The sequence below is a fragment of the Amycolatopsis sp. NBC_01480 genome (assembly GCF_036227205.1).
Lineage (GTDB): Bacteria > Actinomycetota > Actinomycetes > Mycobacteriales > Pseudonocardiaceae > Amycolatopsis.
Genome location: NZ_CP109442.1, coordinates 9,684,331 through 9,697,299, shown reverse-complemented (window position 1 = coordinate 9,697,299; position 12,969 = coordinate 9,684,331). Strand labels below are relative to the sequence as shown.

The following is a 12,969-nucleotide window of genomic DNA, read 5'->3' as shown; positions in this document are numbered from 1 at the left end:
TCCGTGGCGGGAATCGCGGCTCGAGAGAAACATACCCGGCTTTTCCGTGGTCCGAGATCACCCTTGGTGGGTACTTTCGCGGAAAAGTATGGTGGTCTTTCCGCCGCTCCCGTAGAAATTGATCTGCACAGGTTGCACTGGTCTTCAGAAAAGGAACACTTGATCATGTCGAACGATTCGCAGAATGTCCCCGCTCCGAAAAGAAGCCGGAGATTCAAGACCGTCATGGCCGGGGTCGGGGTCGCCGTCGGCGCGATGGCCCTGACCGGCGGCGCCCTCGCGGCGTTCACCATCCAGGGCAGCGGCGACGCGTCCGGCCGGGCGCTCGGTGCGGGGGATCTGAAGGCGCTGGTGTTCACCCAGATCGCCGATCCGCAGGGTGACATGCTGCCCGGGGGCGCCGGGGCCGCGTCCTTCACCGTGGCGAATGCGAACGGGTTCGCCGTGCAGGTGAACAAGGTCAGCCTCGGCGGGCTGACCGTGCAACCGGTCGCCGGGCAGACCTGCGGGCCGGAGAACTTCAGCGTGCCGGCCGGGCCCATCACTCTCGCCAAGCCGCTCACGGTGCCGGCGAACTCGACCGCGCAGACCGGCTCGATCCCCGGCGCGATCAGCTTGTCGGCCGATGCGGGTAACGGCTGTCAGGGGGCGAAGGTGGTCGTGAAGGTCACGGCCATCGACGCGGTGACGGCAGCCGGATAACGAGCCGACGGGTGCGAGTGGGCATGAGACGACCAATGCTTCTGCTGAGCGCGATACCGGCGGTCCTGATCGTGGGCGGTGCGGGCACCATCGCGGCGGCCGCGGAACCGGTGGCCTTGACCGCGGTGAGCGAGCCGGTGGCGGACCTCCTTCCGGGGCGGACCGGCTCCGCGCAGTTCACCGTGACCAATCCCAACGGGTTCGGCGTGCGGCTGGTGTCGCTGTTCTTCGACCGGGTGAAGTCCTCCTCGAACCCGGTGGGCTGCCCGGCCGGTCTGCTCGCGACCAACGACCTGCAACCGGCCGGCGGGCTTTTCGTGCCGGCGTCGGGCCGGGCCTCCTTCGTGGTGCCGGGGGCGTTGACCCTGTCCGCGGCGGCGACCGACGCGTGTCTCGGCGTGACGTTTGTCGTCGAGACCCGGGCCGTGGGCGTCGAGGACGACCGGGGCGTGGGCGCGGTGCCGCCGGCGGGCACCGGCCCCGGTCCGTCCGGTTCGCCGGGGCCGGTGGCCGGTGCACCGGAGGCCGGTGTGCTGACGGGTATGGGCCACGAGGGGCCCGCCGGCGCGCAGGTGGGCAACAGCGGCGCGAACCGAGGGAAACTGGCGTTCACCGGGGTCTCGCTTGCCGTGCTGGCCGGGGTCGCGCTCGCCTTGCTGGTCGCCGGGATCACGATGCGGCTCGGTGCCCGGCGTCGTCGCGCGCAGGGGGCGCGGCGATGAACGGCGGCCGGAACGTGCGGAGGGCAGGAGGCCCGGCCGGTCGGAAGGCGTTGCTGCTCGGCGTGTTCGCGACGGTTTCCGTGCTGGCATCGGGCATGGCTCTGGCTCCGCCGGCCGCGGCGGCGTACGGGCTGACCGGGGCCGGATCAGCGAGCGGCCGAGCCGGCCAGCTGATCCGGCCGGACGGGCTCCTCTGGACCGACACCGGCGGGAGCTGTCTCGGGACCGAGGCGCGAATCACCTTCACCCCGCCGCAGCCGGGCGTGACCTACCAGATCCGGGAGGTCCTCAAAGGGGATCACCCGGATGGGAACTACCATCCGATCGCGACCGTGCTCACCTTGAGCGGTCCGGTGGTGAACCAGCTGTTGCCCCGGGGCGGCGCCGATCCGAGGCAGGATTACCTGTTCGTGCGTGCCACGCTGGGCAACTGGGTGAGCAATTCCCACGTCGTGGGCTGCACTCCCACGAAGCCGGGTGTCGCCAAGGAAGTGCCGCCCGCAGTCATCCCGATCTGGGGTCTGCCCGGTTACAACGGGGCGGACACGCCGAACAACCCGAACACCACGCCGCCGCCTCCGAGCCCGGCGCGCTCCCCGTCCCCGAGTCCGAGCCCAAGTCCGTCCCCTGGCCCCGCTCAATCCCCGAGCCCGGAGCCGTCACCGAGCCCGGCACCGCCGACCGGCACTGCCGAAGCTCCGGCGACGACCACCACCTCCACTCCGCCACCCACGCCGCCGCCACCCACGCCGGTGACAAACGGGGTATAGTCCGATTGACGGTACAGTCGATCAACGAAAAGAGTTGGTGGAGTCATGCCTCTCACCGGGGAGTACGAGCCGGGCGCGTTCGAGTTCAGCCGTAACCAGGTGGACCTCTACGAGAGCTCCGGCGGCACCGAGGGCACCGACAACCAGGGTGCGCCGGTGATCGTCCTGACCTCGCTGGGCGCCAAGACCGGCAAGATCCGCAAGACCGCCCTGCAACGGGTGGAGCACGAGGGCGAGTACGCGGTCGTGGCCTCTTTGGGCGGTGCGCCCAAAAACCCGGTCTGGTACTACAACGTGAAGGCGAACCCGCATGTCGAGCTTCAGGACGGGCCGGTCAAGAAGGACTACCGGGCGCGGGAAGTCGACGGCGACGAGTACGCCGCCTGGATCGCCCGCGCCATCGAGGCGTGGCCCGACTATGCGGAGTACCAGAAGAAGACCACCCGCCGGATGCCCATTTTCGTCCTGACGCCTTTCGACGCGTAGCAGCAGCGGCGCGCTCCGGGCCGGGCCGAGAGGCGATAGGCTGGCGACGGTGAAGGAATTTCTGCCGCAGCTGGGCAAACCACGCCCGGAGCGCGCGGACGCCGTCCGCAATCGGGCGCTGCTGCTGGAAACGGCCCGGGTGCTGGTGGCCGAGCACGGGGCGAGCGACGTCACGATGGATGAGCTCGCCGCGCGGTCGGGGCTGGGCAAGGGCACAGTCTTCCGTCGGTTCGGCAGCCGCGCCGGAATTTTCCAGGCGTTGCTGGACGAGGAAGAACGCTCCCTGCAACAGGCCGTGATGGCCGGCGATCCGCCGCTCGGCCCCGGCGCCCCGGGGCTGGAGCGGCTGATCGCCTACGGGACCGCGCGGATCGGCTTCCTGTTCGACAACCACGAGATCGCCCGCGCCTCGCTCGACGGCGGGCAGCAGGTCCCCACCGGCGAAACCCCGTTGTCCCGCCTGCACATCCGGATGCTGCTCGGCGAGATCAAGCCCGCGTTCGCGGATCTCGACGTGCTCGCCGCGCAGCTGACCGGAGCGCTCGACGGGCCGCTGATGCTCCAGCTGCCCGCCGGCGACCTGTCATCCGCCAAGGCCCGGCAGCAGCGGAAACGGCTCATCCAGGGCTGGACCGAACTCGTCACCCAACTGTGCGCCTTGAAACCGAGCGGACCTTCAGAACAGGCAGACGGGGTTGACCGGTGACCCGGTCCCACCAGGGATGCGCAGTGGCGACCGCGCCCACGAAGAGCTGAACGCACTGCTCGCCGGCTGACCCCGGGTCACGCCCAGGGTTGGGCCACCTCCCAGGTGGTGTCCTCGGCCCACAACGTCGTGGTGTCCCAAGGATTGCTGCCGCCGTTGTGTGCGATGTAGACGGTGCTGTCGTAATGCCTGATGTAGTAGCCCGGATAGTTGTTCGACTGGAACGAGGTGTACGAGCCGCTGTTGCCGCCGGCCGGGCAGAAGGTGGCGTCGTTGGTGAGCAGGGCGCTGCCGTCGTCGGGCTGGCGGTGCAGCTGGTAATTCGAGTGGCGGAGGTACTCGCCGGGGTAGTTCTTCGATTCGAACGACAGGCAGGAGTTGTTGGCCAGGCCCCGCCGGACGATCCAGGTGGCGTCGTTTTTGTCCAGCGCGGAGCTGTCCGCCGTGATCACCGAAGTGATCGCGTCGCCGCCGGAGTGGCGCAGGTAGCGGGTGGTGCAGCAAGCGGTGGTGGCGCGCAGGGAGATCGACGAGCCCGGGGTGAGCGTGCCGCCGCCGACGCCGTTCGAACCGCCGTAACCGGCGGAGACGATGCTGGCCTGCACGGCGCTGTCCGCGGCGTCGGTCGGTACCCCGGCGGTCATCACGCCTTCGAAGAACGAGCCGACGTCGGCATTGCTGTTGTCGCCGCCGGTGCCCAGGACGATCGCGCCTTCCTGGTGCAGCGGCGAGTAGGTGTTCCGGACGGTCGGCTCGGAGCCCGAGTACGTGGTGGTCAGGTCGCCGGTCTGCGCGTTGGCCCGTTTCAGGGTGAAGTGGTCCTGGCCGTTGTTGCTCAGCATCGCCGTGACGTACGGGGTCGCGCCGGGGCCGGGGTCGCCCGCGTTGCTGCCGGTGTTGGACTGGAAGAGGCCGTTCTCGAGGTCGGCCGCCACCCAGGGGCCGGATCCGTTGCAGTTGCCGAATTCGCAGCGCAGCCCGAGGTAGACCGCGTCCATGTGGCCGTCGCCGGTGTCCTGGTTGTTGGTCTCGGCGTTGCCGTAGTCGAAGCAGCAGCCGCCGTTCACATGGGTCGCGGAAGCCACCATGTACATGCCCTCGGGCTGGCCGTTGACCGCGACGCCGCTCGTGCTGTTGTCCCGGTAGCCCATGCCCGAGGTGATCTCCACGCCGTACGCGGTGTGCCCGCCGATGCTGATCGGCAGCGCGTCGGCCGGGGCCCCGACGTCGGCCGCGCCGGCCCCGCCCGCCGCCTCGATGGTGAGGTCGTTGTGCCGCGGTGACTGGTCGTAGATCTCGGAGATGATGCAGGACGTGTTGGCGCAGAAGGAATCCTGCGCCGCCCCGTTCGCGATGCCGCCCGGCGAGAGCAGCCCGATGTCGGTGGTGGCCCCGTCGGCGCGGCGCACCTGGTAGAGCGGGCCGTTGTAGGCGGCGTAGAGCGCGCGCACGGTGCTGTGCGCGCCCACGCAGGGCGTGCCGGCTGAGCCGTAGATATCGCATGGCAGGGAGGACGCGGCGCCCGCCGAGGTCCCGGCGAAAGCCAGGCCGGTGAGCATGAGCGCGACGGACAGCAGGATGTTCCGCAGACGTTTCATGGCAGGGGCTTTCGGCCTCGGGGACGGGGGAGGCCAATTTTTACATCGTTGGAACAACGTTGTAAAGGTCCAGATGGGGCTCCGGCGGCCTGGCTGCGGCCGGTGCCGCAGCCAGGGACCTGGTGCTGCGTAAGGGCTCGTGAGTGTTTATGACGGTTCTAGCGTACCGTCACTTGACGACCTACGGTGGGTCGTGTGGCTCACTCACACCAGGTTAGCGCAGGTCAGGACGGTCGACGGCCGATCTTGGACTCGTACGCGCGGCTGTCCCGGAATCAGAAAGGGAAGCTGGAGAAGTGCGAGACCCAGCACGCCGACAACCGCGAGGTGATCGAGCGGTTGGGCGGCGTGCTGGGTGAGGAGATCTCCGACCCAAAGCTCTCGGCGTGGAACCCGAAAGTCCGCCGCCCGGGGTGGGAGCGGGTCATGAAGCGGGTGGCGGCGCGGGCGTGTGACGGGGTGGTGTTGTGGAACACCGACCGGGGGTGGCGGCAGTCGCCGGACCTGGAGGACATGTTCAAGCTGATCGAGGGCTTCGACTCGTTCACGGTCGCGTCCTCGCACGGCCGGTATGACCTCTCGGACTACAACGACCGATACCAGTTGCGACAGGAAGTAGCGCACAACCAGCGCAACTCCGATGAGGCGTCACAGCGGATTTCCCGGCGGTTCGATGTGCTGCGCCGCAAGGGTGTCCCCCACCTTCAGGGCCGATCGTTCGGGTTCCCCGGATTGGACCGGACCGTCCCGAAGGACGAGGCCATCGACGAGGATGGCATGGACACCCGGGAACCGGTGTCGGCGGCGTTGGTGGAGCGGGAACAGGTCGCGCTGCGCGCCGGGACCAGCGCGGTATTGGCCGGGGTGTCGCAGGTCAAGTTGAGTGAGGAGTGGAACGCGGCCGGGCTGCGTACGATCACCGGAGGGTTGTTCAGCCCGACGAAGGTCCGGGACCTGTTGTTGCGGCCACGCAACGCGGGGTTGATCGAGCACGAGGGCGAGATCGTGGGAACGATGCCGGGTGAGCCGATTGTGGACCCGGTCGAGTTTGAGCGGCTGCGTGCGCTGTATGCCGGGCGCACGCGCGGGCGGCGGCCCAGTGGGCACTATGTCGGGTCGGGGATCGCGACGTGCCCTCGGTGCGGCAAGAAGCTGTCCGGGCGTCCGCACGTCGGAGAGTATCCGGACGGGCAGCGGCGGCGGCAGTACGCGTGCACGAAGGCCCGTGGTGGGTGCGGGAAGGTCGCGGCGGACGTGCGGGCGGTGGACCGGGAGATCCGGGGGATGGTGCTCGCCCGGATGTCGGACAAGACGCACGCGGCGGCGATCAAGGCCGCGCGGGCGCGGATCTCTGATCGGCTGGCCCAGGTCGATCGGGAGATCGCCGAGTGTGAGGCGCGGCAAGAGGCGATTGCCGCGAAGTGGGGCGCGCGGAAGATGTCGGACAAGGCGTTCGACCGAGCGAACGAGCCGCTGATCGCTGATCTAGCGCGGTTGGAGGCTGAGCGGGAGGAGTTGACCGGCGGCAACCCGGAAGGCCCCACCGAGGCGATGAGCCGCGACGAAGCGGCGGAGAAGTGGGACGCCGCCGACACCGGCGAGCAGCGCGCCATGCTCACTGACGCACTCGGCCGGGACACCCTCTACGTCGACCCCTCGGACCAGACCGGGTTCCGCACCTTCAACCCCAAACGCGTCCGCGTCGAGCCCTACCAGCCCAAGCGCAACAGGGCCATGCACAACGTGTCCTGACTGGGCGTCAGTGGAAATACGAAAGTGGCTCACCACCCGCTTGCCGCAGGGGTGGTGAGCCACCTTCGCGCGTGCCTCCCGCTGCCGTTGTTCGGTCCTGTCCGATGGTGCGTTTGCACGCAAGGCGCGTTAGCAGTCGAAGCAGTTGGCCAACGCGGTAGGGATCAGAAATGGGATCAAGGCGCCGCCTGGCGGCGCGCAGCAGTCAATGTTGTGTCGGCGGGCTCGAGTGTTTCATCCTGTATGCTTCCCCGACCACGTGAACAATATTCCTAGCGAATGGATTAAGACGTGAGAATCACACGACCAAGTCGCATGAAGGAAGGCAAGGAGTCGCTTGAAGATCTATATAGCCGACTTGTTGCCGAGGCAATTGATCTTGACGCCAGCTCGGACCAGATATCGGCCGCTTTGGAGGGGGCAACGAGCGAGTCGGCCGACATTCTAGCAAGGTCTCTCCGGCAAAATTCTCAGAAGATGCTGCGAGAGCATCGCAGGATCCGTAAAGGATTCGAGCGTCGATTGCGTAAGCGCTGGGCGCGGGCGCTGGACCTATACGAATGCGTATATACGTCATGTCTTGAGGTTGGCGAGAAGCACGACCAAACACATCGATCTGAAGCCGTTAACAACAACGACGTGAAGTTTGAGGCGTTAACCCTTCTGCATGCACGCGCCTGCTTGGTTGCATCTGATGTTAATGGACTGCTCCGTACCGGGCATGCAGTGGGGGCTCAAGCGCGATGGCGCACGCTTCATGAGATCGCAGTGATTTCTTTCGTGCTTGGAGACAACGATGCGGAGCTTTCCGAGCGGTTCCTGCTGCATCGCCTCGTTGAGCGCTTCAAGGATGCTGAACGCTACCAGAAGCATTGCGAAGCGCTCGGCTATGAGCCGTTCTCGGATAGTGAAATGACGGAATTTAGCGAAGACAGGAAGTCCGTCATGCGACAGTTTGGCAGCGGCTACCAAAGGTCATGGGGGTGGGCAAAGCCCCTCATGCAACCGAAGGTCGATCCGAATTTTACAGAGCTTGAGGAGATTGCAGGTATTGAGCACATGCGTCCCTGGGTGCAGCAATCCCATCACGCAATCCACAGTGGCGCCAGCGGCGCACTTTCGATCAGGCAGCCGCGTGGGAAGTCCGGGGTGATGCTGGTGGGGCCGAGCAACACGGGCCTGGCTGATCCTGCGCAATCTACGCTTGGCTCATTAGTTCAGGTGACTACAGTGTATTTGACTCAGAGCACGCCCAGCGCGCCGACGCCAGAGGATCTCATATCACTCAAGGCTATATGGATTTTGCTTGATGAAGCAAGAGAGGCATTTGTTGAGGCTCAGACAGGCATTGATGCCGACGAAGAACGGTTGAACAGTAATTTGTCTTGATTCACAGTGGGCCACTTGGATCTTGATGTGGCAATCTGTCAAGAGTTCTGCGATTGTATGATTTCCAACCATGAAACGATCGACCGTCTAAGTGATCGCCCGTCGCGAACATCTATTGAGCGGAAAATACTCGATTGATCGGCATGGCGTATCGCCAAACGTCCGACAGATCAACGTTTCGCCCAAGAATCTCAAAGCACAATCGAACCGCGTGTGCCAGGCTCTCCGCCGCCACGCCCATGCCCACGCGCAGGATGCTCTGTGAGTAATACTGATAGGATCGGACAGTGCCGTCTGGGCCAATCAAGTCAGTGTAGCCGTACTCTAGTCGCCACAGCTGCGCATGGGCGGAGCCCGATAGAAAATTGTATACGGCCGTGGTTGAGGGATGGCCCATGGCTTTGAGGTAGGCTTTAACTCTGTTGGTGTAACCTGGTAGCTTCTGCCCTTCACTGTCGATAAAGGCGCCCTTGTTTGTCAGCTTCGTCTGAAACCCAAGAGTGCCGCAGTAGTGCGCATCAAGATCAGCAATGGACTTCCCATAGTGGCCAATCGGCGAGCCCTGCATAGCTTCGAAAGCACGCTCATACTCCATAGCGCTCGCCCGGCAGATGGCATAGAGGCGGGCAACCCGCGCACGTCCGGCTATCGACTGGTCGGTGAGCCACCAGATGGTCGAGGCCGCCTCCAGTGCTCCACGGGCCAGAGCATCGACTGCGGTAGGCGCTGGCGGGCCAGCCGCTGTCATGAGAGTTCGCAACGAGCGAACATGGTCAATGATGGCGTGGCAGAGCACCTCGGCGACGGCATAGACCCTGTTTGCAGGATCACGGCCCCAGCGGTCGCCACTGCCGTCCGCGCGCGGCAGCTTCGCGGTCTCACGGATCTCGGTTTCAGCTTGGGACCACAGCGCGGGGGTCCAACCGCCATCGATGCGACGGGCCACTGCGTCCAGGAACTCGTCGAAGAGCTCTACCCATGAAGTAAGCGTGCTCGGGTCGATGTCGGTCTCGCTTGGCATGGGCAGGAACCTCCGGTGCAACGGCTGATCAGGTCAACCAGACATGCCCGCGCCAGGCTAGGCAGCTGTACAGTTGTCGGTCCCGTTGGCCATCGTGTTACGAGTGCGTTCGTGGTTCTGGCTTGAAGTCAAGCCGGACCACCGTATGACGCTGCTGTGGGCTAGCGACGCGTCCGCGTCGAGCCCTACCAGCCCGGCGCGGCGGCGCGGCTGACCGCGCCTTGAACGGACGGGCCGGAGCACGCGAACGGTGGCTCACCAGGGCCCTGCGGGGGTTGGGGAGCCACCGTCCCGGTATCCGGGTACTCAGCCGTTCCTCTTGCCGCCCGGCCGTTGCTGGGCCTGGCGCGCGTCGATCCGGTTGAGGATCACCGCAAGGGCACGGATCTGCTCCTCAGTCATCGGTGGCCAGTCCACCACGATCACGGCCCACCGGTCGACGGCTTCGGCATCCAGCCGCGCCTGTTGCTGCGCGTAGGTCTCCCGCGTGGCCGACCCAGAGTCGATCGTCTCGGGTGTGGCCTCAACTCTGGTGGTGGTGTGGGCGTTGTCCTGATCGATGTGGCTGTCGTCATCGCTTCCTCGCTTACGGTGTCGTCGTGTGGGGGTGTTGGTGGATGCGGGGTGATCGGCGGGCTTCCTAGCCATCGCGCCCCCGGCGTCCGTTGTCCTCGTCGCGCTGGAGGGACTCGGGCACATCCCTGGCAGCACTCGGTTTCCGGCCAGATTCGGGGATTCGGCCGGCTGGGGTCCCTGGCGTCCCTGAGCCGGATTTTCCCTGGTCAGAACCGGGACTTTGGTTCAGGGACCCGGTAGGGATAACTCCCTGCCTCCCTGCCGGGTCCCCGTCCGGCTCCCTGCCGTCGCGGTCCCGCTCGGCGAGCGCGGCGGCGACGTCCTCGGCGCGGACCACCTTGTTCCCGTCGGACTTCACCGGCGAGACTCCGAACCCGGCGAGCGCGGCCGTGAGGTCCCGGAAGGTCCATCCCTCGTACTCGCCGGGATCGTGCCGCGCCAGCCGCGTCAGGACCACCTGTGTCCGCACGCGACGCTCCCCGTCCATCACCGCGTCGATATCGGCCAGGTGGTCGGCGACGACCGGTGCCGCCTCGATCTCCGGCCGTGCGCTGGACTCGACCGCCCGGCCCGCGACCTCGATCAGCGCGACGGCACGCGCGATGACGGGGGTCACGTCGTCCGCCCCGTCCTCGAACGGGACGTAGAAGCCGCGCACCAGCTCGAACGTCTCATCGGTGATCCCGACCGCGACACAGGTTCCCCGGTCGGTGTTGATCCGCAACTCGGTCGCGCGGATACCGGCCGCGTACTTGCCGGACCCGAGCAAGCCGTCGTTGGCGACCTGGTCGGCCACGGAGAACGCGACCCCGCACGCCACGTTGCGGGTGATCTCCCTCGGGATGCTGTCCTTGGTGGGCGACTGGGTGGCCAGCAGCAGCACGATCCCGTACTTGCGTCCTCGCTTGATCAACCTGACGGCCAGCTCGGCGGCTTTCTTGCCGAACTTGGGGTGCTGGAACAGTTCGTGACACTCGTCGATCCCGACCACCAGCGGGTGCAGCCCCAGCCCGCGCTTGTCGGCGAGCTTGCGCGACACCTTCGGCGGACGGCCCGGCTGCTCCCCGAGGACCTTGCCCCGTCGCTCCATTTCGGTCAGAAGGTCCGCCAGGGCTTGCGTCGCCGCCTCGGCCACATGGTCGTCCATGCCCATCCGGTAGCGGGACAGACGCGGGGTGAACGGGTCGAAGTCGGGTGACTCGCCCATGACGAACATCCACAGTTCCGCCGTCGGGTCGAGCGCCGCGCCGAGCATCAGCGTCCGCAACGCGGCCGACTTCCCTTGCCCGGGACGGCCGCCGATCAGCCAGTTGACCCCGAGCAGCGGCGCGTTGATGACCAGGCCGCGTTGGGACAGTCCGAACGGGACACCGTCGAACACGTCCACTTGTCCTTCGTGGACCAATGGCCAGGCGCCGGCCCCGCCGCGAAGCACGCCCTTGTCGGCGATCCACAGGTCCAGGATTCCGTCTTCATCTCCCTTGGTAGGCCACGTTTCGAGCGACGCACGCCCGAGGTTCGCGGCCAGTTTGGACCGGCGCGCGGCCACCATGTCGGCCGTGACACCCATCGGCAGACGGACCTGAGCGAACGTCCCGTCACCGTCCTTGCGGGCCGCCACGGTGTACATCAGCTCGCCGCCGTCGCGGTAGAACTTGTCGAGCGGGGTGATTCCCAGGTGCGCCAAGGCTTTCGAGATCATCCGTTCGTCGATCCATGAATCGGCGTCGTCACGGTCGGGCCGGACCAGCCAGCCCGCGCCCGGGGTACGGTCGCGTCCCTCGAACGCCGCCGCGACCGCCCACGCCACCGGCAGCACGACCAGCAGCAGCGGCACGAGCACCGTCGCCACTGACCACACGGCGTCCAGTCCCGTGCAGACATCGGCCAGCCAGGGCCACATGTCCGCCCGGTCCATCACCGAGTCCACCAGCCACAGCAGCGCCGCGACCGGCGCGGCCACCCGTACCGTGATCACCATCCGGCGGAGCGCGATCCCGAGTTTCGCCCACCGTGCCGTGGCATCCGACCGGATCAACTCCTGCGCGGCCCGGCGTGCCTCGGCATCCCCGGCCAGCCGGGCGCGCCGGGCATCGGCCCGAAGATCGGCGTAGGTGGCCCAGCTCCAGAACTTGACCAGCCACCGCCAGTTCCCGCGCAGGACGAACCACACCAGTCGCACTACGTCCGCCGGTACCTTCCGGGCCCGGTAGGCCGCGACCGACCGTGCCCGCACCATCGGCCCGGACCGCCACACCCGCGACGCCACCTCAATCCAGCGCCGACGCTCGACCGGCGGCCGAGCTGTCCCGCGTCGCGGCTGGGGCAACGTGTCGTCGATCAACTCGCCGTCCAGGACCGGCCCGACGTGTTCGACCTCCCGCGTGCTGCTGTGCGCCAGCGCCGTGCTGTCGTGGTCCTCCGGATTCTGGTCAGGCGTCATCGCGCACCCCCGTCCCGACGTCGGCCGTCAGGTCAGCCGCGAGCCGCGAGGACAGGCCCCGGGAACACCCGGTCGCCTCCCGCACCCACGCCGGAGTGATCTCCACCCCGGGACTCCAGGCGCCCCGGGCATCGGCGAGATAGTCCGCGAACAGCTTCCGCCGCACCGACCGCTCATCACCCCGCGCGGCCGGACGAGGTTCCGCCGGGTGCGGCGCGGCCAGTGCATGAACCCTCGCCTTGTCGGTGGCGTTCATGAACGCCACCTGCACCGCGTCGGTGAGCTTGTCCCGAAGATCGGTGACCGCCTCGGCCGCGACGAACACGACCAGCGGCGGCACCGAGTGCAGAACCACTCCGGCCGGCATCCCGGCTGCCCACGATGACCAGGTGTTCATGACGTACGTAGCGGCCAGCGTGAACCACTTCGCCGCCCGCACCCACCGGCCCGTCTGGACCTGGTACCGCGCGGTCACCTGCTCCGCCCGCAGGATTGCGAGCAGGACCAGGCACACCGTCGGATCGAGCAGCCAGGCCGTGAGCCACGGCAGCGACCCGAACGCGGCACCGGCAGCGGCGAACCACTGCACATTGGCTGTGGTGAACGCCAAGCCGAGGACAATCCCGGCCCAGCACAACCGATCCACCTGCGTACGGACCCGCTCGACCCGCAACGCCACCACGTCCGGGTGCGTCTGCCAGCGCCGGACCTCGGCCGCCTCCGCGGCATCCTCGGCCAACCGCCGTGCCCGGCCCGGAACCGTCCGCGTAGAAAGCTCCGGGACGGCCGCCAGCCTCATACGGC

Annotated in this window: 12 protein-coding genes; 7 read left to right on the top strand and 5 right to left on the bottom strand. The window is 67.2% G+C overall.

The annotated features are described in order from the left end of the window. The first annotated feature begins 66 nt into the window (after positions 1–66). Genes OG371_RS45090 through OG371_RS45070 form a run of 5 tightly spaced genes read left to right on the top strand, consistent with a single transcriptional unit; the run spans position 67 to position 3,386 of the window. Entirely contained in the window at positions 67–702 is a 636-nt protein-coding gene (locus OG371_RS45090; RefSeq protein WP_329063541.1) for a hypothetical protein, read from the top strand. A gap of 35 nt (positions 703–737) precedes the next feature. Beyond that, on the top strand, positions 738–1,424 hold the full coding sequence (locus tag OG371_RS45085) for a hypothetical protein (RefSeq protein WP_329063539.1): 687 nt from the start codon (positions 738–740) through the stop codon (positions 1,422–1,424). Positions 1,425–1,438: 14 nt separating this feature from the next. Further along, positions 1,439–2,194, top strand: a complete 756-nt coding sequence (locus OG371_RS45080) for a hypothetical protein (protein WP_329063537.1) — start codon at positions 1,439–1,441, stop codon at positions 2,192–2,194. 45 nt (positions 2,195–2,239) lie between these two features. Then, positions 2,240–2,680 carry a nitroreductase family deazaflavin-dependent oxidoreductase gene (locus OG371_RS45075; RefSeq protein WP_329063535.1) on the top strand — a complete coding sequence of 147 codons (441 nt, stop codon included), beginning with the start codon at positions 2,240–2,242 and terminating at the stop codon, positions 2,678–2,680. 49 nt (positions 2,681–2,729) lie between these two features. Further along, complete coding sequence (locus tag OG371_RS45070) at positions 2,730–3,386, top strand: TetR/AcrR family transcriptional regulator (RefSeq protein WP_329063533.1); 657 nt, start codon at positions 2,730–2,732, stop codon at positions 3,384–3,386. Positions 3,387–3,463: 77 nt separating this feature from the next. On the opposite strand, the gene OG371_RS45065 is transcribed toward OG371_RS45070, so the two are convergent. After that, a complete protein-coding gene (locus OG371_RS45065) occupies positions 3,464–4,984 on the bottom strand; it encodes an alpha-L-arabinofuranosidase B (protein WP_329063531.1) in 1,521 nt (506 codons plus the stop codon). A 246-nt stretch (positions 4,985–5,230) separates the two neighbouring features. Here OG371_RS45065 and OG371_RS45060 point away from each other — a divergent pair, with 246 nt between their 5' ends. After that, positions 5,231–6,736: a recombinase family protein gene (locus tag OG371_RS45060; protein ID WP_329063529.1), complete on the top strand. Its 1,506-nt coding sequence runs from the start codon at positions 5,231–5,233 to the stop codon at positions 6,734–6,736. A gap of 315 nt (positions 6,737–7,051) precedes the next feature. Then, positions 7,052–8,125: a DUF5677 domain-containing protein gene (locus OG371_RS45055; RefSeq protein WP_329063527.1), complete on the top strand. Its 1,074-nt coding sequence runs from the start codon at positions 7,052–7,054 to the stop codon at positions 8,123–8,125. A 112-nt stretch (positions 8,126–8,237) separates the two neighbouring features. On the opposite strand, the gene OG371_RS45050 is transcribed toward OG371_RS45055, so the two are convergent. The 4 genes from OG371_RS45050 to OG371_RS45035 all read right to left on the bottom strand — a co-directional run bounded on the left by OG371_RS45050 (position 8,238) and on the right by OG371_RS45035 (position 12,964). Continuing rightward, a complete protein-coding gene (locus OG371_RS45050) occupies positions 8,238–9,146 on the bottom strand; it encodes a hypothetical protein (protein WP_329063525.1) in 909 nt (302 codons plus the stop codon). A gap of 306 nt (positions 9,147–9,452) precedes the next feature. After that, on the bottom strand, positions 9,453–9,794 hold the full coding sequence (locus OG371_RS45045) for a hypothetical protein (protein WP_329063522.1): 342 nt from the start codon (positions 9,792–9,794) through the stop codon (positions 9,453–9,455). Next, on the bottom strand, positions 9,787–12,165 hold the full coding sequence (locus OG371_RS45040; RefSeq protein ID WP_329063520.1) for a hypothetical protein: 2,379 nt from the start codon (positions 12,163–12,165) through the stop codon (positions 9,787–9,789). Before OG371_RS45040 ends, OG371_RS45045 begins: the two co-directional genes overlap by 8 nt. Then, positions 12,155–12,964: a hypothetical protein gene (locus tag OG371_RS45035; protein ID WP_329073438.1), complete on the bottom strand. Its 810-nt coding sequence runs from the start codon at positions 12,962–12,964 to the stop codon at positions 12,155–12,157. Before OG371_RS45035 ends, OG371_RS45040 begins: the two co-directional genes overlap by 11 nt. Positions 12,965–12,969 lie beyond the last annotated feature (5 nt).